Below are 23870 nucleotides of genomic sequence, written 5' to 3' on the forward strand. Positions count from 1 at the left end.
GTTTACTTCGCTCTTTGAATAAGCTGTCGGAATGTGAGGTTTATTCTACCACCAATCGATTTAGCCGTCTTTGCAATACCGTGCACGTAATGACTTTGTGTAGCACCAGCCATTATCAAAATACTGCCGTGCTCAAGCACCTGAGTATACTTTTCTTTAGTTTCTTTATGCTTAAAAACGAACGGCCTTGCCTCACCTAAAGTGACAGACGCAATAACAGGGTTAATACCTAGTTCAGGCTCGTCGTCTGAATGAAAACTCATGCTGTCTTGCCCGTCGCGATACCAATTCGCTAACACGCTATTGAATCTGTTGCTGTGCTTTTGTGCACAAAGCGCCTCACAACGTGCTTTTATGCTCAATAAACTTTTAGTCCACGGATTTGGAGACATGGTTAAATTTGAATAGGTGTAGGTGCAATCTTCATCGCCATGCCAGCTTTGAAGGCGTGGAATTTTTACTGGCTTCCCAAACAACCGAATGATGTCCTGACGCCAAGGTAACTCGGCCTGAAGACGTTCAAAGAAAGCATCTGCGTCATGTTGTGATAGCGCGTTTGGAAAATATGTGACATCACCCTCAGATAAAGGAAGGGTGTAAGACGAACTGTTGTCATTGGGTGTTTCAAACAAAGAAATTTGCATGCGTAAGTAAGTACTTCCGTTCGTTTTTGTAATACTGGCTGCGAGCAAGTGCCCTCAACAGGGCTGTAAACACCTGAAGTGCTAGCTTAATTACACCTTAATTACGCATGCTTTGCTATTGTGGATTGGTAATAACGATTACAAACGTGCTTTTTCCTTGAAGTCGTCATCTGCTGGTGTAGCACTCCACGCGCCACTGTCTTGGATGACACCTTTGTTTTTGTTCATCCATGTTGTAATCACACTATCACTGGCTGAGGCGCTTGGTACCTGTGTACTGCTGCCGTCTAGTGTGAGCGGGTTAAACGCGCGAGACCAAAAATAATGAGTTACTGCTGCACCGTGCTTTTCCACAATTTGCCACCAAGCAAAATTCCAAGGCTTTAGCTCAGAAAATGCAATGCTGTTCATAAGGCTGGCGTTATTGTCGCCAGCAAGAAACGTGCTGGTTACTGGTGAACTGCGATACGCTTCTATGGCAATGCCTTGGGCTTTTAGCGTGTCTACAATGCTTTTACTTCTTTCCCCGGTCCACTCATTATTGAGATATGACTTTTCACCAATTGAGTAGAAGGGGTCGAGTAATGCAATACGGTTTGGGCGATATGATGATGCAAGCACTCCACGATTTACCGCATCGTCTAATTTTTCTGAAATAGTTAGTGCTAGCTGATTCCCCAAAGAGTGGCCTGTGATGCGAAGTTCATTGCCAGTAAAGTTGGGCATTCCGTTAGTCAGTGAATTGTAAAGTAACTGCGTTACTGAAGAATTTGGACCTGAACTATAGCTGCCATTAGACGATTTCCAGCGCATATTTCGAGGTCCAGTAGCAGAATGAATCTTTGCTTCAGCATCTTTTACTTCAATTTCATCGGCGAACTGATTCCAGTACAAAATTCCAACGTTATAACCTCTGTCTAGCCAATACCATGCTAAATCTTCATCTGGTCCGCCGGTACCTGATCGATTTAGCGTTTCTCTAGAGCGGCGAGTTACAGAGCCGTTTTGCCACCCATGAATGTAAATTACTGTCTTCTTATTAGCATTGTAGTACGGATTGGGCTCATTAATATTCGCTTTCTTCGCGTCGTTATAATCAAACCAATACAAACCATAATCTAAACTGCTAAAAACAGAATCTGGAAAAGTGATTTCAGCTTTAACATTTAGAGAGAGTATTGCAAAGGCAATAGATAGTATAAGTGTCAGGCGTTTTTTCATTGTGTTCTCAGTGCATTGTTAAGTGGTCGGAAAAGGCTTATTTAACAATATTTTCACATTATTAACACAAAGTAAACGTTTCACCTTATAAGAGCATTTAAGTATTCATCATTTGATCTATCATCACAGTTAGAGCCGCACGGTCGATATGGTAAGATAGCGCCGAAAACGTAACCCAATGCACATTTACCTATGGTGAATGTCATGAGCCTTTCCCTGAAAACAGATTTCCATGAACACAGAATTTATTTTTGCCGACCGACAATTCTCGCTAATTCGCTACCCTGAAAAGCATCAGCACGTCAGCCTTCAGGCATGGGATAGCGCAGATGAGCTTCTCATAGAGCATATTGACACCCTACTAAGTGAAGAAGCACTTTCAATTGGCAGCGGTGAAAACGATGGCACAATGATGATCTTTAACGACGATTTCGGCGCGTTAGGCTGTTGGTTTTCACACTTAGCGCCGTATTGGGTATCGGACTCGTATATATCGTTACGTTCGTTTCACGAAAACTTAAAGGCCAATCAGCTACTTGATGCATCAACAAACGATAACGTAAGCGAACCGCAAACAGCACCGGTTCAAACACTAACCAGCGTGCAAAGCTTAACGTTTACCCCGGAAAAATCACCAAGTATTGTTGTACTAAAAGTGCCCCGGGCCCTTGCGTTGCTTGAACAGCAGCTTATTGATTTACAGCGGTATATCACACCAGAAACGCGAGTTGTGGCTACGGGAAAAGTGAAAGCCATTACAAAATCTGTACTTAACCTTTTTGAGCGTTACATTGGCCCCACCACCACATCGCTTGCCAAAAAGAAATCGCGACTTATCTTTGCTACTCCTCGCACGTCACTCAAACTCGCAAACTCGCCTTACCCTACGCGATGGCAGTGCAAGAGCACCATGGGCGCGGCATTAACCATAGACAACCTTGCGAATGCATTTTCAAGGCAGTCTTTGGATATCGGCGCCCGCATTATGCTAGAGCACATGACGGTGAGTGCTAACGACGTAGTTGTTGATTTGGGTTGCGGCAACGGCGTATTAGGGGTTAACGCGCTTTCTCTTGCCCCTGATGCCAAAGTGATTTTTGTAGATGAATCGTATATGGCGCTGGAAAGTGCCAGGCTGAATGTACTGAATAATTTCCCTGACAAAATCGAACAGTGCGAATTTGTGGCAAGTAATTGTCTTGAAACACTACTTAATCGCGACAGTAAACCTGCTGTTACCAAAATTCTGTGTAACCCGCCATTTCACCAACAAAACGCGATAACTGACCACATAGCGTGGCAGATGTTTACCGACTCACGAGACCTACTTATAAAAAGCGGTCATTTGGTGGTGGTGGGCAACCGACACCTCGACTACCACATTAAACTTAAAAAGTTGTTTGGTGGTGCCAAGGTACTTGCCAGTGACAAAAAGTTCGTTATCTTAGGCACAGCGAAACGCTAAGCACCAAAATAAAAAGCGCACAACACCCAATATATTCAAAGGCATTTTTATGAAAAAAATACTTTTACATCTTCTTACTGCCGTCTTGTTGATAGGAAGCAGCGCGTCGGCTATGGCGAAAAAAGACGACGGCTCTCATGTTCAGCCTGATAACTATTACCCACGCGTTAAAATTGAAACCTCTATGGGTGATATTGTGGTTGAGCTCGACAGACGCCGCGCGCCTATAACGGCTAATAACTTCTTACGCTATGTAGATAAACGTGCTTATGAAGACACTATTTTTCATCGCATCGTGCCAGGCTTTGTTGTGCAAGGTGGTGGTTATACGGCCGACTTCAACGGCAAGTCAAACTTCCCAGACATTTTTAACGAATCTGGCAACGGTTTACTAAACGACCTTCACACCATAGCGATGGCAAGACAGAGTGACCCGCATACGGCGAACCGCCAATTTTTCTTTAATGTGAACGACAACACCAGCTTAAACCCCGGTAGAGACTGGGGCTACGCAGTATTTGGGGTAATTGTAGAAGGTGAAGACATTGTAGATGCCATGTCAGAGGTCGAAACGGAATATTCTATTCACTTAAACGCCAACAACGTGCCTGTTGAGCCCATAATCATTAAGAAAATGACCGTGCTGCCTCCGCTGTAGTTTTGCCGTTACCGGTAAATGAAGAGCTGGGTTTGATGGGTGAATGTGCTAGGCACGAGGTGGCATTTCCAACCTATATAAGTGTTGACCGGGAAAAGCTTTGTCAAAGTATAGGCCCTGCTTTTCAAACCCTAAGCGCGACAACAGGTTTTGCGAGGCCACGTTTTCTGGGTGGGTCATTGCGGTTAAAAAGCGATACCCTCTTGCAGCTGACCAATTGATAACACACTGACATGCTTCAAGACACACGCCCTTTCCCCTTGCTTCTGGCAGCATAGCGAACCCCAAATCTGGGTAAACAAAAGCAAAACGGTTAAACAGCCCACAAACGCCCAGCGGCTGTTTTGTTTCCTTTAGCTCGACCGCCAGTAACCCGTACCCCCACTCTTCTCGCTGCGCATTGGTTCTGCTAATGTAATCGCATGCATCTTCTAAGCTGTTTACGTTTCTGCTGCCAATGAACTTTTTCCAAAGCGCGTCTTGTTGAAGTGCTAGTACCCAATGCTGATCGTCATAAGTCAGCGGCCGCAATGATATACGCTGGGTTGTGAAAGTCGATGAGTCAGTATTCACACTAATCCTTCTTCCAATAAACTGCCAAGTGCCTCTTTATAGAGTAAATCAGTTCACGTGTTAAGCGAAAGCACATTCATAAGAACTTAGCATGAAGAAAATCGCACCGTTGGCGCAAGTTATGTATCGGCCAGCAGCTTGTCTATATCGTTAGAAACATCACTTTCTACTAATGCCGCGCGAGGGTACTTGGGGTTGGCCCTGTCGTTCACTCTGGGGTGATCCCAGAGCGACGTATGCGCCACAAACCGCTCTGCCTCTTCTTTGCCACCGTGTTCCAAACACCCTGCTATACAGGTATCGATATACGTTTGATGTACGGGATACTCTTCGCTTGCAGGGGCGCAATCAAGGGTTTCACAAATCCAAAAAGTAAACGCAGAAAGCCGCTCTTCTAGCCACGGTGTTGCATCACCATGGTGTGAGTGAAAGTTTAGGTCTTGCGGGTTTACTGCCACAAATTGATAGTCTTTTTCGCGCTCTTGCAGCGCAGGGTTAATTTGTGTGGGAATAAGCTGAGCGTTCAATTGACTGCGGGCATTAGCCACAGCACCTACATAAGTCTGCTTTTCTTGCAAACTTCTGGTCACCCACGCTCGCTCGAACCCTGAAACAGTAACAGGAATACCCTGGGTATAAATGTTCGAAAAGCGCTCTCGACTATTTTTGCTTAGCAAGCTTCCATAACCTAACACTATGTGCTTTTCGGTTTGCAAATTCAGCCATTGGGCTAGTTCATTCATTTACACCTCTACTCTACAAAAAGCTTGTTCATGATTCTTCTAGTCTAAAAACGCAAAAGGCGGTGTGCAAGACACCGCCCTTTATTTTAATTTAAACGTTTATTAGAACAACGCTCTCACACCCATTGTAAAGTTTCTACCTGGAAGTGGTGCTTGATCCTTCAAGAACGACGTGTGAACTCGCGCTTCTTCATCCGTCAAGTTTTCACCTCGAGCAAACACTACCCAATTGATGCCTTGCGCGCCAAATTCATATTGCACGCTAGCATTTACTAAGGTGTAGCCGTCGGTCGTGGTTTCAAACGACGCCACTTGAATTTGCTCGTCATACCAAGTAAAGCCCAAGTCCGCGCTTAAACCATCGTTTACATAGCTCAACTCACTTCCAAAACGCATGGGAGGAGTGCGCGGAAGATTGTCGTCTTCAATTTCAGCGCGAATATAATCGCCAAATACAGTAAGACGTAATGTATCGCTTAAATCGAAATACGTTTCTGCTTCAAAGCCCCAAATATCAGCATCGGCTTGCTGGAAGTAGAACACTGGCAAACCTTCCTCATCCCCGTGCTCTTCGTGCTCCCCTTCCATTTGCTCTTCTTCGTGCTCTTCATGCTCGTCGTCATGACCGTGCTCGCTGAGGGCAACAAGCCCTGTATTGGTTTGGAAAATATAGTCGTCAGCCTGGTTGTAGAAGAACGACACGCTGTAGCCCCAATCCCCCGTAAACTTACGGAATGTTAAGTCTAAATTCGTGCTAACCTCTTCCTCTACGCTGTTAAGCGTTTCTTCAATATGGCCCTCTTCGTCCATATCGAACACTAGGCCAACTTCGTAGTTTTGAGTCGCTAAATGCTGGCCCGCAGAAAACAGCTCTTGCTGACTTGGCGCACGTTCACTGCGTGACAGCGTTACGGCAATAGAGTGGCCTTCTACGTATTCCCAGTTTGCACCGGCTGATAATGAAAGGCTGGTGAAGTCGTATTCAGGGAAACTAAAGGCTAGCTCGTGCTCTTCGTGCTCCTCACCTTCGTGCTCGTCATGTTCTTCACCTTCGTGCTCTTCACCTTCATGTTCATCATGCGCAATTTCTAGTTCAATTTCACTGTCGTCTGCATCAATACTGGTACGCTCTAAACGGCCGCCCAATTCGAACGTAACGTCACCCACTTTCTTTTGTTCAACAACGTAAAGTGCAAAACTTGATGTTGTATTGGCAGGAGTAAACGCCTCTTCACCCACGGCGTTGTAGTCGCTGTGGTTGAACTGCAAGCCAAATACGCCGTGCCAGCCGTTTATCTCCTCATGGTAAGCCGAAAGGCGGATGTCACTGGCTTCGTTTGAAAACACTGTACCCGGCTCGCCATCTTCAATCTCAGCGTGCTCATAGTCTGTGTATGATGCGGCAAACTTCAGGTTTGTTAGTCCACGGATAGGTGAAAGCCACTCTCCAGCAGCTTGGTAGCGAGTCATATCAACGTCTAGCAATACACCTTCTTCGCCATGCTCTTCATGGTCATGCTCGTCGTGTTCGCCCATGATATCGTCTTCGTGATCTTCATCATGTTCGTCATGCTCTTCGCCATGACCATGGCTATGACCCGGCACACCGTACTCGTTATTTAGCTTTTCAACAGCAAAACCGAAATACCCTTCATCTGCTACGTAAGATAGACCAGCAACTACATTTGTCGTTTCCATAGCGCTGCTTTCAAGCACGCCATTTGGCTCATCGTCATCAGGCTCTACCGATGCGAACCCTGGAATATCAGCGTTTTCCGTATCGCGATAGAAGCTATCTATGTGCCATGCCCAGTTACCGCTGCCGCCGGTTACGTCGCCGCGCGTGAAAGTGCCCTCGTTTACTGTGCTGTAACTTACTTCAGCTTCACCTTCCACACCGTCAACTTGGTACTGAGGAATACGCTTGTCTACCACGTTAACTACACCGCCGATAGCGCCGCTGCCATACTGCAACGTTGCTGGGCCGCGCAATACTTCAACTTGTGTAGCGCTGGTAAGTGTCGATGCAACGTTGTGATCAGGGCCTACGCGCGAGACGTCTGATACATCAAGGCCGTTTTGTACAATTCTTACGCGAGGGCCATCGTTACCACGAATAATTGGGCTGCTTGATACGGGGCCAAAATAGGTGCTGTGTACCCCAGGGGTGTTTTTAAGCGTTTCACCTAGTGTAGGCGCTTCAATTTTACGAAGCTTATCTTCGCTGATAACCGTCACAGGCGTGACTGATTCAAGTACCGACGTTTGAAGTGCATTAGCCGTTACAACGATATTTTCAATTGAAGAAGGCTTAAGTACAAAGTCAACGTTTTGATCGGTAGACACGTCGCCAAGGTCGTTGTCGCCATGGATATAATCAGATGAATAAACATGTAAATGAATATGAGGCTGCTTCACATCGTCAAAACGATAGATACCGTTTTCATCGGTGTAAGCGACGCGGCGAGTGCCCTCAATTTTAACTTCTGCTCCCTCGACAGGCTGGCCCGCGGTGTCGGTAACCTTGCCTGTTACAGTGGTGGCATATACTGGCGCACTTAACAGCCCTGCTATGGACAAACTTAGCAGCGAACGCATTTTCATGATGATTCCTCTGAGGATGTTATAACGTATTTCTAGAGATGTTATAACATTTTTCAGTATCAGTTGCGAAGTGTCAACGTTTGGAAAGCTACTTGCCGAGTATTCAACAAAATTTAATGTTTTGTGATTAATTAGGGGCAAGATTGAGGCATTTGCTCACTTAACCCCTTTTATTTGTTTTGTGTAGTTGAGTAAGCAAGCTAGGCGCGGCTCACCGGAAAGCTAATTACATCGCGAATGTGCGCTGCCTCAATCTTAAGTATAAGTAATCTGTCAACGCCAAGCGCCACTCCTGCGCACGACGGCAAACCAGCCTCTAACGCACTTAAAAAGTGTTCATCAATGGGTTTCACCGCTAGTCCACTCGCTTTTCGCTTTTCATTGTCGACTTCGAAACGAGCTCGTTGCTCTTTTGCTTCACTAAGTTCGTTAAACCCATTTGCTAACTCAGCACCTTTGAAGTACACCTCAAACCGCTCTGCTACACGATTATCCGCTGCGCTAAGTTTCGCCAATGCAGCTTGAGAAGCGGGAAAATCATAGACAAAACATGGTTTTTCACTGCCTATTTTCGGCTCAATACAATAACTAAACAGCAGCTGCAGCTTACTGTCGAAACTTAAGTCTTGCGGCTCGTGAATGTCTATCTTTTGCTCAAGCATGGCAGTAAGCAATTCATCATCGCTGGCGCATAACGGGTCGATGTTGAGGTATGTTTGAAAAGCTTGCTGATAGGTCATCTTATCTGATGGCAGCGTAGCGAGGGTTTCTTGCAATAGCGCATCTACTTCGTTCATTAGCGCGAAGTGATCAAACCCCAAACGATACCACTCAAGCATAGTGAACTCAGGGTTATGCCATCGCCCTTCACCTTCATGACGAAAAGCCTTACAAATTTGATAAATAGAGCCACTTTGTGCGCATAGCAGCCGCTTCATGGCATACTCTGGCGATGTTTGCAGATATAGCTGAGTGGGTTGACCTGACGCAGCAAAATTGAACGTGGTGTTAAACCCATCAAGGTGCTCATCAGTTACAGTACCACTTGAAAGTAAGGGTGTTTCCACTTCCAATACTTTCCTTGTATAAAAAAACTCACGGATAGTACGAAGAAGCTCGGCGCGAGCTTGGCGGGCTGAATGAGTGGTGGTTGGTTGCCAAGATTGCATAGTTTCAAACCTGAAAAGTAAAACAAAAAACCGGTACGCTCAGGCACCGGTTTTAAATTCAAACTGCGCGCAAAAAGCGCGTATGTTTCAGAAATTATTTTTGTGCACGAGACACATATTCGCCAGAGCGCGTATCTACACGGATAACTTCGCCTGTCTGAACAAAAAGAGGAACGCGCACAACTGCACCAGTGCTAAGCGTTGCTGGCTTGCCGCCTGTGCCCGCTGTATCACCTTTAAGGCCAGGATCTGTTTCTGTGATTTCTAGCTCAACAAAGTTTGGTGGTGTTACTGTGATAGGTGAACCGTTCCACAATGTAATAGTACAAACGTCGTTTTCTACCAACCACTTTTTGTTCTCGCCCACTGCTTTTTCATCTGCAGCGATTTGTTCGAATGTATCGTTGTTCATAAAGTGGTAGAATTCGCCGTCGGTGTACAAGTAGGCAAGCTCTGTATCCATTACATCAGCGCCTTCTACTGACTCACCTGAGCGGAAAGTTTTCTCTAAAACTTTACCTGAAATAAGTTTGCGGATTTTTACGCGGTTAAACGCTTGGCCCTTACCCGGCTTTACGTATTCGTTTTCTAGAATGTTGCAAGGTTCGCCGTCCAGCATGATTTTCAGGCCGCCTTTGAACTCGTTGGTGCTGTAATTAGCCATAATTCCTCTGTCTAAACATAAGGTACAAAAAGTTTCGTGGAACAAATAATACCTAAAAAACCGATTTCTGTAGAGCATAACTGGCAAAAAGAATTAGCTAGTAGTTTCACTGACCCTGCAAAACTGTTGCAACACTTAGGTTTAGACGAAGAAAAATACGCGCAACATATTAAAGCTAGACGACTTTTTCCCATGCGTGTTCCACGGCATTTTGTGAATTTAATGGAGAAAGGTAACCCAAACGACCCGCTTTTTTTGCAAGTTATGCCGCTAAGCGACGAGTTTTTAACCTCTCCTGGTTACAGTGAAGACCCACTTGAAGAACACGATACTGCCGGCAAAGGTATTCTTCACAAATACGACTCTCGCGTATTATTAATGGTACGCACTGGATGTGCGGTTAACTGCCGTTATTGCTTTCGCCGCCATTTCCCGTATGCCGACAATTCAGTAAGTAAACATCAGTGGGTTGATGTGCTCAACTACATTCGCGGCAACGGCAACATTAACGAGGTTATCTTTTCAGGCGGCGACCCACTCATGGCGAAAGACGACCATTTGTCGTGGTTAGCCAACGAAATTGCCGCAATACCTCACATAAAACGCTTGCGTATTCACACTCGACTGCCTGTTGTACTGCCTGAAAGAATTAGCCATGAGTTTATCGATTGGTTTACCGCACTGCCCATTCAGAAGGTCATGGTACTTCACGCAAACCATGCTAATGAAATATCAACGTCGCTTAAAACTCAGCTTCATGTACTTCGAGAAAAAGGCGTAACCCTGCTAAATCAATCCGTACTATTGAAAGGGGTTAATGATTCAGGCGAAGCGGTGAGTAACTTAAGTGAGACACTGTTTGAGGCGGGCGTGTTGCCCTATTATTTGCACGTGCTAGATAAAGTGCAGGGCGCAAGCCACTTTTATGTCAGCGACGACAAGGGCCGAGACATTATGGAAGAAGCGATAAAGCGCCTGCCGGGCTTTTTAGTGCCAAAACTTGTGAGAGAAATTGGCGGGCAACCCGGCAAAACGCCTATCGACTTAAAGTTGCATCCCTAACTCACGCGAAGGTATCAATGTTGGCGCCTAACGCGGGGTTTGAAGATGACGATTTTGGTACGTCAGAGGCTGATTCCAGCAACTGAAGCGACGCTTGTCCCTCTTGTTGTTGTTGGCTTTTAGCCAACTTAAGAGAGGCCAACTCAAGTGACGCACCGGACGTTCCAGAGGCACTAGCACCTTGTAGATCCATACCATTTTCCTTTGTTGCTTGTAGCAAAGTAAAAAAATGGGCAGAATTGCCCACCTTTACCGCATGTTGAGTATTACGCAAACGATAACGTTGCGCAAACTACAACACTCTTTAGGGTATCGACCTTTATAGTCGAAACTTTAATCATTTTTTATCGAATAGTATTAATGTAGCGCAAAAGCCAAGCGCACTAGTTACACAGTTAACGAATAATCTAACACTCAGAAAGAAAAAGGCGTGATCATGCAACAAAGCCAAGAGATGCAAGCTGTACATCAACAGCTTCAAGAAACCCTTCAAACGCTACACCGCAAAGCCGTTGATGCTGATCAAATCTTAGATAATTTGCAGCGGGATCAAAAAGGTAAGTTTGCAGCCGTGTTTGCAGATGACAGTGGGTTTACTACCTCAGCTAAGCGCTTCGGGCCCTACGTACAAGAAATTGCTAACGACTGGCAAGCGCTGAAAGAACTTGATGACAATGCAGCAAAACAAGCACTGGCACCGTTGATAAAAAAATTAGAGCTAGCGCTAGTAACCATTGCCCAGTTTCAGCAATCACTCTCTAAGAGCTAGAATAAATAGGAATAAAAATAAAAGCCCGCTTCAAAAAAGCGGGCTTTCGTTTTACTGGGGTAAGTTCATGCTTCGTTAACAGGTTTTGCTCTTTTACTCTTCGTTGCTCCTGCTAACATTTTCACGATTATAAAGCGGCATTAAATCAATTCTGCGTCTAATTTTGTTTACCTCTTGAAGATAAGCCTCGCTGTCTACCCGTTGGTATTGTTCGGTAAATGCTTGTTTACTCAATCCTTCAGGCAACCCATCTATAGGTGGAATGATTTCAAGCTCACTTCGAATGCGCGCTATTGAATTTTGCACCGCCATAGCGGTCGCGGGATTAGTTGCAACTTGGGCAAACTCAGTGCCCGATATATCTGCCGCCAAATCCACGAAGCTGTAACCTGAACCACCATTTCCACGGTCCATCAGCTCCTTAAACTCTCCAATAGCCATTGACATACCTTGCTCGGCAAGTAACTCTAGCGCCGCGGAAATAATAAAGTGCCGAGCCAAGTCATTGCGCTTGTGCAGCACTGCACCTCTGCGCGGCTTCAATGCTTTATCGGCGTCGGGCTGAATGTTGCCCACCAAGGTGCCAATACGATGGTGACCTACATAAACTGCCAGTGCCAACACTACCGCTTTATTGTGCAGCACCGCGTCTTGTGGTGTGTCACTTTGTTCACGCGCCCTTGCCATGCCCTCTCGCAAATACTCGATAAGAGAAACTGGCTTGTTCGATAGCGCAATTTCTCTACCTGACAAATAACGCAAATAGTAGGCAGACAGACGTTGAAGTTCAGTTTCATCACTCACCGCCATGTTCGATGCCACAACATTCAGTTCACTTAGCAGTTGATCTAAACGCCCCACATCAAGGGTTAGTTCACCGCTGCGCATGGTTACTCTTTCCACCCGCGACAAAGCGATAGTGGCAATCTGTGAATTGGTGTAGGAGTTAACTGTACGCTCGAGAAAACGTAACAAAAAACGCCCAGGAATAGTTAAATCGCCAACTTGAACTTGTTCAATGCGTAAGCTGTCACCTGGAAGCACTAATGCCGACGCGTTGACATAGTAGCCGGTGTCGTTAATGGCGTACGTCACGTTTACCGTTCCGGCAATCGGACTGATATTTACCAAGCCTTTAAATTCAGGCAAAGCGCGCTGCAAAACCCCCACTAAACTTTCAACTTGGGTTTCAGATAACGTTATCTGATGACCCTCTTCCCGATGAGAAAAAGCTTGTTGTAACTGACTCAGTAACTCGTTAACGCTGTCGGCCCCATCAAGCTGCGTGGGGGCGGTAGACGCAACCAGCGGTGCTTTTTGCACAGCCATAATAGTAACGGCAACCACACCTACAACAAGTAGGAAAACTATGAAGGCTATACTAATAAGAAGCCATTTTACGCTACGCATCATCATAAGACCGCTGCTTTATCCGTGAAAAACCTAGATACTTCGTAGGGTTAAATATTGGTTATACTACGTTATCTGCTTACATGTCACTAGGCCATAGTAAGTTGATGGTCATTCGTCTTATTTGAAGACAAGTAACAAATCAGTGGATGAAGCTTTGTTATGTATGTCTCTAAAACGTTTGGGGCCTGCGTATGATACACTGCATAACTTTTAACGCTGTGTACATTTTCGAATGTGGAGCTATTTGAGTGCTTTACCATGTTTTAGGGTTTGCAAGTGCCGCACTATTTTTACTCACGTGGCTAGGGCTTTGGTCACAAATAAAAGCCATGGCCCGCTATCAGGTCGCTCTTGGAAATAACAATAGCGATGATGCTAACTATAGCCTTTCACTAAACCAATTTGGCTCTAGCTATTTCGCGTTTTTTTCCATTTTTTTATTTGGCATTTCAGTAGAGCCATTTAACCACTATTTGGTATGGACGCGCTTCGGCGCGCTCATACTGACGCTAGTTATCATCTGGAAAATATGGCAACACAGACGCACGAAGGTTTCCCGTTATGTCGCATTTATCGCCCTTGTGGCCCTAATTGGCGGCACCGTGTCTATCGCTTTTCGCCCGTTCCCTTCTTTAGCCCAACTGGGTGCCAACACATTAATGCTGGTTGTAACCGTCATCTTATTTCAAGGCTCACTGCATCAGTGGTTGGTGCTTCAGCGAAGGCAAAAAGTGGGCTCGCTGTCGTTTGCGCTTTTTAGAAATATATTAATAAAAGACGTCAGTACCTTAGTGTTTGGCTTAACAATGCCCTTAAGCCAAAGCTGGCCGCTGCTCATCTTAAACGGCACCAGCGTAATTATGCGCGGTAGTATTCTATTGCAAATGCACAAACTAAAACGCCGAGAACTCCCTGTATCAGGGTAATATCTCGGCGTTTCTTAACCTCAAGTTTGTGTAGCAAGGCATTTTTGTTTAGCACTTTCTGTACGGTTACCATACAAGTGCCTAAGCTGTATTACAGCGCCACTTCAGCCATGTTGCCTTTGCTTTCAAGCCATGTCTTTCGGTCGCCCGAACGCTTTTTCGCAAGCAGCATATCCATCAGTTCCATCATTTCATCTGCATCTTCAATGGTCAGCTGAACAAGGCGACGTGTATTTGGGTCCATTGTAGTTTCACGCAATTGAAGCGGGTTCATTTCACCCAAGCCTTTGAAGCGTTGCACATTCACTTTGCCCCGTTTCTTTTCGGCTTCAATACGGTCAAGTATGCCCTGCTTCTCGCCTTCATCCAGCGCGTAGTACACCTCTTTGCCCACATCAATTCTAAACAGCGGCGGCATAGCTACGTAAACGTGCCCCTGTTCTACCAAGGTTCTAAAGTGACGAACAAACAATGCACACAATAGCGTGGCAATATGCAGACCATCTGAGTCAGCATCGGCAAGAATACAAATCTTGCCGTAGCGTAAGCCCGACAAATCTGTTGAATCAGGGTCTATACCCAGTGCCACTGAAATATCGTGAATTTCTTGTGACGCAAGTACCTGAGAAGAATCTACTTCCCAGCTGTTAAGAATTTTTCCGCGTAGCGGCATTATGGCCTGAAATTCTCTATCCCGCGCTTGTTTAGCCGAGCCACCTGCAGAGTCACCTTCTACCAAGAACAATTCTGAATAAGAAATATCTTGCGACGAACAATCGGTAAGCTTCCCTGGCAATGCAGGGCCTTGAGTCACCTTTTTGCGGGCAACCTTTTTAGTTTGACGTAGACGGCGCTGGGCATTGTTAATACACATTTCTGCCAATGCTTCGGCAATTTCAGTATGCTGGTTTAACCATAAACTGAAGGCATCTTTCACTACGCCCGATACAAACGCACTGGCTTGGCGAGAGGACAATCGCTCTTTGGTTTGCCCTGCAAACTGCGGGTCCTGCATTTTAGTCGACAGAATATAGGCGCAGCGATCCCAAATATCATCGGGCGATAGTTTTACGCCTCTAGGCATTAAGTTTCTAAATTCACAAAACTCACGCATTGACTCAAGTAAGCCTTGACGCAGCCCGTTCACGTGCGTTCCACCTTGTGCGGTTGGAATAAGGTTCACATAGCTTTCTGTCACTAAATCGCCACCTTCCGGCAACCACATTACTGCCCAGTCAGCAGCTTCGGTATTGCCGCTAAAGCTTCCCACAAACGGTGTATCTGACGGTAAGGTTTCGAACTCTTCTACCGCTTGGTATAAGTAGTCTTTAAGGCCGTCTTCGTAATACCACTCTTGGCTTTCTTTGGTTATTTTGTTGTCGAAGCGAATTCGTAAGCCAGGGCTTAACACCGCTTTCGCGCGTAAGTTGTGAACAAGACGACTTACAGAAAACTTTGCCGAGTCAAAATACTGAGGATCTGGCCAAAAATGCACGCGGGTACCGGTATTGCGCTTACCGCATGTATCAATAACTTGTAAATCTTCTACTTTATCGCCGTTTTCAAAGGCTATTTGATAAACACTGCTGTCTCGTCGAATGGTTACCTCAACCCGCGTAGAAAGGGCGTTCACCACCGAGATACCTACCCCGTGTAAACCACCTGAAAACGCGTAGTTTTTATTTGAAAACTTACCACCTGCGTGAAGCTTACATAGAATTAGTTCTACACCCGAGATCCCTTCTTCAGGGTGAATATCCACTGGCATTCCACGCCCATCGTCAATAACTTCTAACGATTGGTCTTCATGCAAAATAACTTTGATGTTAGACGCGTGCCCAGCAAGCGCCTCATCCACACTATTATCGATAACTTCCTGCCCTAAGTGGTTCGGACGGGTTGTGTCGGTATACATACCGGGGCGACGTTTTACGGGGTCAAGGCCGTTTAAAACCTCGATAGCATCAGAATTGTATTGATTTGACATAGTTATGGTTGTTATTTAAGCCAACGACGAAGAAAGAGGCACGCAGTACTCTAGTTATAAACAATACCGCGCAGCGTATGAATGATGTTAGCAGGGCTAATGAAGACTGGCAATGCGCTTATTTCAGCAAAAACTCGGCAATGGCTGGCAGGTGATTTTCATAGCCGACAAAGCTGTGATCGCCCCCTTCTTCAATGACTAAGTGACTTTGCGCATATTTCTCGGCGGCTAAGCGATAGTCTAGCGTTTCATCTTCGGTTTGCAGCAACACTTTATAGCTAGCAGGTTGCTTGATTGTTTCTGCTTCTAACGCTTGTATAACGCCCATGTCGCTTTCCACAATTTCAAACTTTTCTTTGCTATATGGGTTTTCATGAGGACCAATAAAGCTCTGCAGTAGTTCATAAGGTCGCACAGCAGGATTTATTAACACGGCTTTTCCACCAAACTTTTCCAGTAAGAAAGTAGAAAGATAACCGCCCATGGAGCTACCGATGAGTTTAAGCCCGCCTTCTAAAAGCGCGGGTGTGCTTTCAATCAGTTCTAATAGCTGACTTTCAACTTTACTAGGAAAATTAGAAAGTTCAGGAATATGCAACGTAACGTTAGCGTGATGCTGCTGGAAGTACGCATGTGTAGCTTGTGCTTTTATCGATTTGGGGGAGCTTAAAAAACCGTGAAGATATAGTATGTGCTGCATGTTGTTCTCTTTTTTTGTTCTGGTTTTCACTTGAAATTGCTGTCTTTTCGTTGTGATTTAAGCACGTCACTTTTGCCAGACGTTAAAAGCTTCAAGGCGCAAGAGCTACCCGTTCTATCGACACCGTTATACCACCGTCGTCAAACAAACTAATCACTTGGTATCCGGGCAGTTCATGACTGACACCAAATTCTTGCTGCATTTCCCACTGCCAACACGTTGAGGGGCTGCCAAAAGAAGGCGTGGCACCCTGCCCTATGTGTTGTCGCAGAGGCGAATGCACGTGACCATGAATCAACGCTTTCACTTGCGGATATCGCTCTGATAGCGACACAACACGTTTTGCGTTAGCTAAGAAGTGTTTATCCATCCAACTGTTTGAAGGCAGCACATGATGATGCAGCGCAATCACATGATTTACAGTAGAAGACGCTTTAAGCGCATGCTCAAGGGCTTGTACATCGCTTTCACTTACCTCGCCACCCGACGTATGGGTATTTCCATCTACTCGCGTGTCCATGCCGTGAATATGCCAGTGCTCAAACTGAAGCGATTTATCACGCTTTAGATGACGATGTCCCAATGCTTTTTCGAAATACGGGTTATTATCGTGATTCCCAGCCAACACAAACCAACTCAAATTTAGCGGTGCAATGTATTCGTCCATTAAGTCTAAAAAATGCTGATAGCTTTCAGGCGAGTGGTCTCCGCTTATGTCTCCGGTAACTAGCAGCGTAGTATTGGTTATAGCCTCACCCGATACTTCATCTTCCGCTTTTCCTGAAGGCGCTTCTTCAATATGTTTGTGTTCGACACTTTTAAAGCCTCGAGCGATATCGGCCACTACACTTTGAAGCACATTTTCTAACGAATGATAGGGTGCTATGCCACTATAGGCCGCTTTATCTTTGTCTTTTAGTAGGTGGCAGTCACTTAGCTGTATAAGGGTAATCACGCTTCAGACGTAACGCTTGAGGAATGCTGCAAACAAAAGTTTAGCCACTCGGCCAAAAAGATATTCACCATATGCTTTTCGTTTCGCTGGCGCATTTTCAAGTTCGGATAATCGTAAGACGGCTCCAATGCCCCTGTGTTCTGACTGTTTATTACCTCAGCCATTCTAGCATCGTGATAAAGGCGCACTGTCATGGTTGGCGTTAAGTAAGCGGGCATGTCTTTGGTGGTTTGCCTGATACTTAACGTACTGGTGTAGCGAGCAGATTCCACTATCTGAATCTCGTAAGACAGGCCAACACCAATTGAAAATTCATAGCTCAAATCTTCCGTATCACAGTCGGGCAAAATTCTCAGCACGTGCGAATAGTTCAGTTCGCACAGCGCCTGCATTGAAGGAAGATGAGGTACATATTTTCGTTGATTGCGTTGAGTCACGATGTCTGCCATTGCTCCAGAAGTTGTGTTTTATGCATAAAGAACCATTGTAGCGCAATTAGCGCTGCGGCGTTGTCAATATGGCCATTTTCCAACCATTCAAGGGCAGTGTTCTCTTTAATGCGGTGTACTTTTATATCTTCAGACTCGCTTTCCAGGCCGTGTACACCATGTGCCTGGCTAGCATCTGTTTTTGCCATAAAAATATGTAATCTTTCTGTGGTTCCGCCAGGGCTTGATAAATAACTTAATGCTTTCGTTAACTTATCTAACGTGATGCCAGCCTCTTCCATTGACTCTCTATGGCATACTGCTTCCGGTGTTTCGCCCTTATCTATCATGCCTGCAATAATTTCTATCAACCAGGGGCTTGAAGATGTGGGTAATGCCCCAATTCTTACTTGTTCAATAAGCACAAACTCTTGGAGAACAGGGTCGTAGGGCAATATGCCCACTGCATGACCGCGTTCAAATATTTCTCGCGTGACGGTATCACTCCACTCTCCATTAAAACACTTATGCTTAAATTGATACTGATTCATGGTAAAGAAACCACGATACACTGGCTTAATGTCAATGATTTCGACGTCATTTGAGGTAAATGAAAGGAATTCCTTGCTCATTTGCTGACACTTATGGTTCAAATACATTTATCATACATAGTACATTTACACACTTACCATGTATATGCGTGAAAAAGCACCATGGGGTGTGAGCGAATAACAGAAAACTCATATTACAAGTCGTCTATTACTATAATAATTGCGTGGGTAGATCACATATTCTGTTACAGTTAATCAAATACTGTTACGAGTTTGGACTTTCGGTTTGTGGTTGAATTTTCATACACTTGGTTTTATTAAGTCGTCCCTTAGAACAAATGACGACGCAACTTGAACACAACAGGAAGACGTAAGCATGAAACGAACACTTCTGTCGCTGGTTATCGGTGTTTCGATGACAACGGGTGCGCTGGCCGATGACCTTATGCAGGTATATCAACAAGCACTGGCGAACGACCCATTGGTTAACCAAGCGAAAGCGCAACGTGATGCTGCGTTTGAAGGGATTAGTATTAGCCGCGCAAACCTTCTACCACAGATATCTGGCTCGGTAGCCTATACAACCTCAACAGCTGAACGCGCGCAAACGCTAGGTGCAAACGCTGATGACCTTCAAATTGTGGTATTTGAAACAGACGCAGACACCATTGAATATGGTTTACAAATGCAAATGTCACTGTATGACCACGCGAACTGGCTAGGGCTAGATCGTGCTGAAAAAGTTGCTGAGCAAAGTGACGCCCAGCTTGCTGCTAGCATGCAAGACGTGATTGTGCGTACGGTTACGGCCTACTTTGACGTACTGCGAGCACGCGATAACGTTGAATTCGTCGGCTCAGAAAAACGTGCCATTGAACGCCAGTTAGAACAAACTCGCCAACGATTTGAAGTGGGTTTAACAGCAATTACCGACGTACATGAAGCACAAGCCAACTACGACAGTACCGTAGCACAGGAAATACAAGCTAAAAACGAGCTTGAGTTTGCACTTGAAGCACTGCGCGTTATCACTGGCAAGTATCACGACCGTTTGTTTGGTTTGAACACTGAAAACTTCTCAGCAACAATGCCTGTTCCTGCAGTCGTTGATGAGTGGTTAGAAACTGCACAGGATAAAAACTTAGCACTTCTGGTTGACCGACTTGCTATGGACATTGCAAAAGAAGATATTTCGATTGCACGTTCAGGCCACTTACCAACACTTGGTTTAACGGCTGGTGTTTCAAGAAACAAAGACGATATTTCGAACCCATTTTTGCAGTTTGAAACGCCGTACCTTGATAGTCAGTCAATTAGTGTGACGTTGGATGTTCCAATTTATCAAGGCTCTCGCGTTTCATCGCAAACCGATCAAGCTAAATTCAATTATGTTGCAGCAAGTCAAGCAGCAGAACAGACCTATCGCCAAACCGTGCAGTCTATTCGCAGCTCTTTCAACAATGTAAAAGCGTCAATTTCTACTATTCGTGCTTTAGAGCAGTCTGTTGTTTCAGCTGACAGCGCACTTAAAGCAACAGAAGCCGGCTTTGATGTGGGTACGCGTACCATTGTGGATGTACTAGACAGCACACGTAATTTATTTGACGCTCGCCGCAATTTAGCTGGTGCGCGTTACGACTTTATCCAGTCTGTAATTACGCTAAAACAAGCTGCAGGGACATTGAAGGGTGAAGACGTAGCAATGATCAACCGTGGCTTAAAGCCAGCAGACACAAATACAAACGGTTAATTAATCTTTTGTTGTTATAAAATGGGTAGCTTTTGCTGCCCTTTTTTATGTCAGCGTAAGTATCACTAGAAACTATAAGGCGATAGTTCAAGAGTGTTAAGAAGGAAATTTAGTCTACAGGCCTAAACTTTTTCAATGCGCTTAACAACTGGCGATATTCGAAACACAGCGCCTCTGCGTTTTGTTTCGTAAGAGCAAAATTCGACAGCCGTGAAGAAACCAAGCGTAATTTCTCTTGCAACGACCTTAATTCATCATCCATGATTATGCCCTTTATTTTAAAACCGCGTATTAAGCTGCCTTTGCTAGCCGTTTTTAGGCTTTATATAAGCTTAAAGCGGCGCCTGTAACCCTTAGTGTTGCTCGGAATAAGCATTCCTTCGCAGCCATTATGAATTTTTAGTATAACGCCAAAAGCGCCTTCCACAAGCATTTTGGCTAGTTGATTTTCCTTTGAGTGATAAGAAAAAATGCAAGCCTCTGAACTTCAAAACAAATTTGAACGAATTCGTGCTAACAAATGGTTTGAAGCCTTTGTTATCAGTGTAATTGTTATCTCTGCGCTGCTCGTGGGCGCAAAAACCTATGAACTTCCGGCAGGTGTTTCCTCAATCACCTTGTTCTTAGATTGGTTTATCAGTGCGTTTTTCTTAACCGAAATCACCATTCGATTTTTAGCAGAAAAACGTAAACGCTACTTTTTTAAAAGTTTCTGGAACTGGTTCGACACACTAATTGTGGTGATTAGTCTTATTCCCGCAGACGATACCGAACTGGCGCTCATAGCGCGTCTAGTGCGCGTGTTTCGCGTGCTACGCATGATATCTATTATTCCTGAACTCAGAATTCTATTGGTTTCTCTGGTTAAAGCATTGCCTCAGTTAGGCTATGTAATGCTGTTAATGTTTATCATTTTTTATATCTACGCAGCGGTAGGCAGCACGCTATTTGAAAATATAAATCCTGTTTTGTGGGGAGATATCACCATCTCCATGCTGACGCTATTTAGAATCATGACATTCGAAGATTGGACTGATGTTATGTATGAAACTCAGGAGGTTTACTCATTGAGTTGGATTTTCTATCTCACGTTTATCTTTTTTACCGCATTTGCCTTTTTAAATATGGTGATTGGCATTGTGGTTAACGTGATGGAAAGGGAAAACGAAAAAGCGCGTGAAGAAAAAGAGGCGGCACTCAAAGCAGAGCAAGCTGCTTTAGGCACAGCAGAACCAACACTCTCAGAAGTAATAGCTGAAATAAAAAGCCTAAAAGCAGCATTAGCTGATAAGCAAAAGTAGTATTTTGCAAACAACGCGTTAAACGGCAGCCCAATGCGCCTTCGAAAGTGAACAATCATGCGTGTTTGCTTCCACTACTTCGTAAGGCGTTTAACTCATTTGACCAGTTGCAATGAATATTAAGAAATGCTTAACTACTTGACCAATTTTTAATCTTACCGTTGCTTCACACATTTGCGTGAAAACAATGCCTTTTAATAAGTAGCTCGAAGAGAACGTTGTATGAAAAAAGGAATTTTAATTTCTGCCGTAATTTTATTATCAGCGTGCGGTGGAGGCAGCGGTAGCAGTGATGTCGAACCAACGCCTACACCACCGCCACCGCCACCGCCAAATTCTGCGCCAACGCTAACAGGCCAATTAGTATTATCAATAGATGCAAATACTACTGGTGACTTGGTGCTAAATGTACAAGATGACGACGACGATACGATTTCGGCGTCGTTACCAAACAACGAATCTTGGGTAACCGTTTCCGTAGACGGCAATCAACTAACTGTAAGTGCAGCGCCTACGCTTTTCAATGCGGGTAATCAAAGCGTTGCTCTCAGTCTGTCAGATGGTCAAGAAGAAACAAATTACACGCTTTCAATAAACGTTGACTCACCCGAATCATCATATAATTTCATTGAGGCAAATGAGCAAATCGTTGTTGGAAACTGGTCGTTGTCTGATGGCAGAACAATGATATTTGAAGAGAATAGAGGGCTACTGAAAAATGCAGAAGCCGACTACACACCGTTTGAATGGAAAATATTTGATGGTGAGTTGGAACTCAGCTTTTATCCTTTTGGCTGTTTCAAAAATTGCGCGCTTGAGGATTATGTAGAACTTTTTATTGTAGATGAAAACGACAATGGCGAGTATGTATTTGCATTAGAAGGCGATAACTTAGCTCGTCAGCTTGCGATAGCTTCGCCTATCAACAATACACCAGCTAAAGCTGGTGCATATTCAGCTATTTCACGACATTCAACAACAATTATCGATACAGATCTTGCCCCAGAAAACACACAAATAGTGCTAGATATGTACCTTGATGACAGAGAGACACAACAGAACTTTACGGCAACAGTAGACTTATCTGTTGATGAAAACGATAACATCGTTTTTAACAGCCTTGCTGAAAATGCTGCTCCACCGATGGTATCTCTCAACTTTACAAACAATGACGATAACTTTGTGAATATTGATATTAGGGTTAATTTTGAATCATTCGAGTTGGTTTCAGTTGATGATTCGCTAGTACAGATTAAATCTAAAGTAAGCTTTTCTCTAGTTGATGAAACCCAGCTAAATGGCGAAATATCAGATTTTACAGGCTTACGCGATTTTCTTGATTCTTCCACATTCGTCTATGGTTACTACAGCCGATTAACTAAGAGTAGTTTCTCTGCTTTTTCCGAAGGAGATGTGCTTTATTTTCGCAATTATATAGAGCATGAGGCGCTACCCGAAAGAAGCAGCGTCGGCAAACTCGTGTTCAACAGTGCTAACGAAGCAAACTGGATAATCGATATCCTTGACCCCTTAATGCAAAGCGAACTAGTTATTCCAGCTGAAGTTGAAATCAGCAGCGGCAATATGATTTTAACGGTTGATGACATACCCGCAACCTATAAAAAATACTTGAATGAATTTGGCAATGAAGTAGTGATATATCCTTTTGAAAGAAATGGCACAACCGCAGCATTTGGCGGCATGCTGTTTACCCCAGAAATAGGAAATGATGAAATTACACAAGAAGCCCTTACTAAAACTTGGCAACTTGAGAGCTTTATCCACGTTTTTGATACATTCCCTGAATACATGAGCTTCGATGGCAGTGGGATGATGGACAGATCTCATTCATATGCTGATACTCCAAATTACACTGAGTTTTATCAAATCTCTGAACAGAGGAATATCGACATATTACGCCCATTTGCTTGCCAAAACGCGCAAAATTACCAAGAGTGTGACGCTCAAAATATCGATGATTTGATCGCAAATGATTTGCCTGGTGATGTTGTGTTCCGTGAACGCTTTGAAGTTATCGAATTAAGTAGCACTCAATTAACGGTACTAAGAACCATGTGGTACAAAATTGAAGATCTACATATCATCTTAAGTAGTCCTCGTCGTTACCAGCTTGCTGAACAGTAGGCTCGTGATAGCGCGCTTCTTAATATTAAGCCGACAATAAAAAATGCCACGCTTACGCGTGGCATTTTTGTATCAAACAAGCCTTTATTAACTTGATAGCCATATAAACTCGGCGCTCCTGTAAAACAGGAGCTATTACCAA

The 23870-nt window shown here is 44.5% G+C and carries 23 protein-coding genes; 8 read left to right on the top strand and 15 right to left on the bottom strand.

The genetic code is table 11. The features are described 5' to 3' along the window. Positions 1–2: 2 nt before the first annotated feature. Together ACHUFN_RS16750 and ACHUFN_RS16755 are read right to left on the bottom strand one after the other, a co-directional pair. A complete protein-coding gene (locus ACHUFN_RS16750; protein ID WP_394223687.1) occupies positions 3–644 on the bottom strand; it encodes an alpha-ketoglutarate-dependent dioxygenase AlkB family protein in 642 nt (213 codons plus the stop codon). Between the two features lie 138 nt (positions 645–782). After that, complete coding sequence (locus tag ACHUFN_RS16755) at positions 783–1865, bottom strand: hypothetical protein (RefSeq protein WP_394223689.1); 1083 nt, start codon at positions 1863–1865, stop codon at positions 783–785. Positions 1866–2097: 232 nt separating this feature from the next. Between ACHUFN_RS16755 and ACHUFN_RS16760 the strand changes: the two genes are divergently transcribed. Further along, positions 2098–3330 carry a methyltransferase gene (locus ACHUFN_RS16760; RefSeq protein WP_394223691.1) on the top strand — a complete coding sequence of 411 codons (1233 nt, stop codon included), beginning with the start codon at positions 2098–2100 and terminating at the stop codon, positions 3328–3330. Positions 3331–3379: 49 nt separating this feature from the next. After that, the gene (locus tag ACHUFN_RS16765) at positions 3380–3988 is read left to right on the top strand and encodes a peptidylprolyl isomerase (protein WP_394223692.1); all 609 of its coding nucleotides are present in this window, start codon (positions 3380–3382) and stop codon (positions 3986–3988) included. Between the two features lie 48 nt (positions 3989–4036). Here the strand turns inward: ACHUFN_RS16765 and ACHUFN_RS16770 are convergent, their stop codons facing one another. From ACHUFN_RS16770 to efp, 5 genes are all read right to left on the bottom strand, one after another. Continuing rightward, positions 4037–4561: a GNAT family N-acetyltransferase gene (locus ACHUFN_RS16770; protein ID WP_394223693.1), complete on the bottom strand. Its 525-nt coding sequence runs from the start codon at positions 4559–4561 to the stop codon at positions 4037–4039. Positions 4562–4680: 119 nt separating this feature from the next. Then, positions 4681–5304 carry a gamma-glutamylcyclotransferase gene (locus ACHUFN_RS16775; protein WP_394223694.1) on the bottom strand — a complete coding sequence of 208 codons (624 nt, stop codon included), beginning with the start codon at positions 5302–5304 and terminating at the stop codon, positions 4681–4683. A gap of 102 nt (positions 5305–5406) precedes the next feature. Continuing rightward, positions 5407–7908, bottom strand: a complete 2502-nt coding sequence (locus tag ACHUFN_RS16780; RefSeq protein ID WP_394223696.1) for a TonB-dependent receptor — start codon at positions 7906–7908, stop codon at positions 5407–5409. A gap of 200 nt (positions 7909–8108) precedes the next feature. After that, positions 8109–9077 (bottom strand): elongation factor P--(R)-beta-lysine ligase, encoded by a 969-nt coding sequence (epmA, locus tag ACHUFN_RS16785; RefSeq protein WP_394223698.1) that lies wholly within the window; start codon positions 9075–9077, stop codon positions 8109–8111. A 94-nt stretch (positions 9078–9171) separates the two neighbouring features. Next, on the bottom strand, positions 9172–9741 hold the full coding sequence (efp, locus tag ACHUFN_RS16790) for an elongation factor P (RefSeq protein ID WP_014975647.1): 570 nt from the start codon (positions 9739–9741) through the stop codon (positions 9172–9174). A 36-nt stretch (positions 9742–9777) separates the two neighbouring features. Here efp and epmB point away from each other — a divergent pair, with 36 nt between their 5' ends. Next, positions 9778–10803, top strand: a complete 1026-nt coding sequence (epmB, locus tag ACHUFN_RS16795; RefSeq protein WP_394223700.1) for an EF-P beta-lysylation protein EpmB — start codon at positions 9778–9780, stop codon at positions 10801–10803. A gap of 1 nt (position 10804) precedes the next feature. Here the strand turns inward: epmB and ACHUFN_RS16800 are convergent, their stop codons facing one another. Continuing rightward, entirely contained in the window at positions 10805–10996 is a 192-nt protein-coding gene (locus ACHUFN_RS16800) for a hypothetical protein (protein ID WP_394223702.1), read from the bottom strand. 243 nt (positions 10997–11239) lie between these two features. Between ACHUFN_RS16800 and ACHUFN_RS16805 the strand changes: the two genes are divergently transcribed. Next, positions 11240–11572, top strand: coding sequence for a hypothetical protein (locus ACHUFN_RS16805; RefSeq protein ID WP_394223703.1), 333 nt, complete (start codon positions 11240–11242; stop codon positions 11570–11572). A gap of 93 nt (positions 11573–11665) precedes the next feature. Here ACHUFN_RS16805 and ACHUFN_RS16810 read toward each other — a convergent pair whose 3' ends face one another. After that, positions 11666–12988: a YfiM family lipoprotein gene (locus ACHUFN_RS16810; protein WP_394223705.1), complete on the bottom strand. Its 1323-nt coding sequence runs from the start codon at positions 12986–12988 to the stop codon at positions 11666–11668. A gap of 245 nt (positions 12989–13233) precedes the next feature. Between ACHUFN_RS16810 and ACHUFN_RS16815 the strand changes: the two genes are divergently transcribed. Next, complete coding sequence (locus tag ACHUFN_RS16815; protein WP_394223707.1) at positions 13234–13911, top strand: hypothetical protein; 678 nt, start codon at positions 13234–13236, stop codon at positions 13909–13911. A 91-nt stretch (positions 13912–14002) separates the two neighbouring features. Here ACHUFN_RS16815 and parE read toward each other — a convergent pair whose 3' ends face one another. The 5 genes from parE to nudF form a co-directional block, all read right to left on the bottom strand. Next, positions 14003–15898: a DNA topoisomerase IV subunit B gene (gene parE / locus ACHUFN_RS16820; RefSeq protein WP_394223709.1), complete on the bottom strand. Its 1896-nt coding sequence runs from the start codon at positions 15896–15898 to the stop codon at positions 14003–14005. 118 nt (positions 15899–16016) lie between these two features. Continuing rightward, on the bottom strand, positions 16017–16598 hold the full coding sequence (locus tag ACHUFN_RS16825) for a YqiA/YcfP family alpha/beta fold hydrolase (RefSeq protein ID WP_394223711.1): 582 nt from the start codon (positions 16596–16598) through the stop codon (positions 16017–16019). A gap of 91 nt (positions 16599–16689) precedes the next feature. After that, positions 16690–17553, bottom strand: a complete 864-nt coding sequence (locus ACHUFN_RS16830; protein WP_394223712.1) for a metallophosphoesterase — start codon at positions 17551–17553, stop codon at positions 16690–16692. After that, positions 17550–17990, bottom strand: a complete 441-nt coding sequence (locus ACHUFN_RS16835) for a DUF1249 domain-containing protein (RefSeq protein WP_394223714.1) — start codon at positions 17988–17990, stop codon at positions 17550–17552. The genes ACHUFN_RS16830 and ACHUFN_RS16835 overlap by 4 nt, the downstream gene beginning before the upstream one ends. Further along, positions 17987–18613: an ADP-ribose diphosphatase gene (gene nudF / locus ACHUFN_RS16840; protein ID WP_394223716.1), complete on the bottom strand. Its 627-nt coding sequence runs from the start codon at positions 18611–18613 to the stop codon at positions 17987–17989. The genes ACHUFN_RS16835 and nudF overlap by 4 nt, the downstream gene beginning before the upstream one ends. A gap of 295 nt (positions 18614–18908) precedes the next feature. Here nudF and tolC point away from each other — a divergent pair, with 295 nt between their 5' ends. Next, the gene (tolC, locus tag ACHUFN_RS16845) at positions 18909–20282 is read left to right on the top strand and encodes an outer membrane channel protein TolC (RefSeq protein WP_394223718.1); all 1374 of its coding nucleotides are present in this window, start codon (positions 18909–18911) and stop codon (positions 20280–20282) included. Between the two features lie 109 nt (positions 20283–20391). On the opposite strand, the gene ACHUFN_RS16850 is transcribed toward tolC, so the two are convergent. Further along, the gene (locus ACHUFN_RS16850) at positions 20392–20544 is read right to left on the bottom strand and encodes a hypothetical protein (protein ID WP_394223720.1); all 153 of its coding nucleotides are present in this window, start codon (positions 20542–20544) and stop codon (positions 20392–20394) included. A gap of 208 nt (positions 20545–20752) precedes the next feature. Here ACHUFN_RS16850 and ACHUFN_RS16855 point away from each other — a divergent pair, with 208 nt between their 5' ends. Together ACHUFN_RS16855 and ACHUFN_RS16860 are read left to right on the top strand one after the other, a co-directional pair. Then, positions 20753–21583, top strand: coding sequence for an ion transporter (locus ACHUFN_RS16855; protein ID WP_394223721.1), 831 nt, complete (start codon positions 20753–20755; stop codon positions 21581–21583). Between the two features lie 222 nt (positions 21584–21805). Further along, positions 21806–23728: a hypothetical protein gene (locus ACHUFN_RS16860; RefSeq protein ID WP_394223723.1), complete on the top strand. Its 1923-nt coding sequence runs from the start codon at positions 21806–21808 to the stop codon at positions 23726–23728. The last annotated feature ends 142 nt before the right edge of the window (positions 23729–23870 follow it).

Source organism: Alteromonas gracilis, assembly GCF_043642145.1.
GTDB lineage: Bacteria > Pseudomonadota > Gammaproteobacteria > Enterobacterales > Alteromonadaceae > Alteromonas > Alteromonas gracilis_B.

Bases quoted from the DNA above. Each gene is read 5' to 3' on its own strand.
- ACHUFN_RS16750 (WP_394223687.1), bottom strand. From the start codon at position 644: ATGCAAATTTCTTTGTTTGAAACACCCAATGACAACAGTTCGTCTTAC.
- ACHUFN_RS16755 (WP_394223689.1), bottom strand. From the start codon at position 1,865: ATGAAAAAACGCCTGACACTTATACTATCTATTGCCTTTGCAATACTC.
- ACHUFN_RS16760 (WP_394223691.1), top strand. From the start codon at position 2,098: ATGAACACAGAATTTATTTTTGCCGACCGACAATTCTCGCTAATTCGC.
- ACHUFN_RS16765 (WP_394223692.1), top strand. From the start codon at position 3,380: ATGAAAAAAATACTTTTACATCTTCTTACTGCCGTCTTGTTGATAGGA.
- ACHUFN_RS16775 (WP_394223694.1), bottom strand. From the start codon at position 5,304: ATGAATGAACTAGCCCAATGGCTGAATTTGCAAACCGAAAAGCACATA.
- ACHUFN_RS16780 (WP_394223696.1), bottom strand. From the start codon at position 7,908: ATGAAAATGCGTTCGCTGCTAAGTTTGTCCATAGCAGGGCTGTTAAGT.
- epmA (WP_394223698.1), bottom strand. From the start codon at position 9,077: ATGCAATCTTGGCAACCAACCACCACTCATTCAGCCCGCCAAGCTCGC.
- efp (WP_014975647.1), bottom strand. From the start codon at position 9,741: ATGGCTAATTACAGCACCAACGAGTTCAAAGGCGGCCTGAAAATCATG.
- ACHUFN_RS16800 (WP_394223702.1), bottom strand. From the start codon at position 10,996: ATGGATCTACAAGGTGCTAGTGCCTCTGGAACGTCCGGTGCGTCACTT.
- ACHUFN_RS16805 (WP_394223703.1), top strand. From the start codon at position 11,240: ATGCAACAAAGCCAAGAGATGCAAGCTGTACATCAACAGCTTCAAGAA.
- ACHUFN_RS16810 (WP_394223705.1), bottom strand. From the start codon at position 12,988: ATGATGATGCGTAGCGTAAAATGGCTTCTTATTAGTATAGCCTTCATA.
- parE (WP_394223709.1), bottom strand. From the start codon at position 15,898: ATGTCAAATCAATACAATTCTGATGCTATCGAGGTTTTAAACGGCCTT.
- ACHUFN_RS16825 (WP_394223711.1), bottom strand. From the start codon at position 16,598: ATGCAGCACATACTATATCTTCACGGTTTTTTAAGCTCCCCCAAATCG.
- nudF (WP_394223716.1), bottom strand. From the start codon at position 18,613: ATGAGCAAGGAATTCCTTTCATTTACCTCAAATGACGTCGAAATCATT.
- tolC (WP_394223718.1), top strand. From the start codon at position 18,909: ATGAAACGAACACTTCTGTCGCTGGTTATCGGTGTTTCGATGACAACG.
- ACHUFN_RS16850 (WP_394223720.1), bottom strand. From the start codon at position 20,544: ATGGATGATGAATTAAGGTCGTTGCAAGAGAAATTACGCTTGGTTTCT.
- ACHUFN_RS16855 (WP_394223721.1), top strand. From the start codon at position 20,753: ATGCAAGCCTCTGAACTTCAAAACAAATTTGAACGAATTCGTGCTAAC.
- ACHUFN_RS16860 (WP_394223723.1), top strand. From the start codon at position 21,806: ATGAAAAAAGGAATTTTAATTTCTGCCGTAATTTTATTATCAGCGTGC.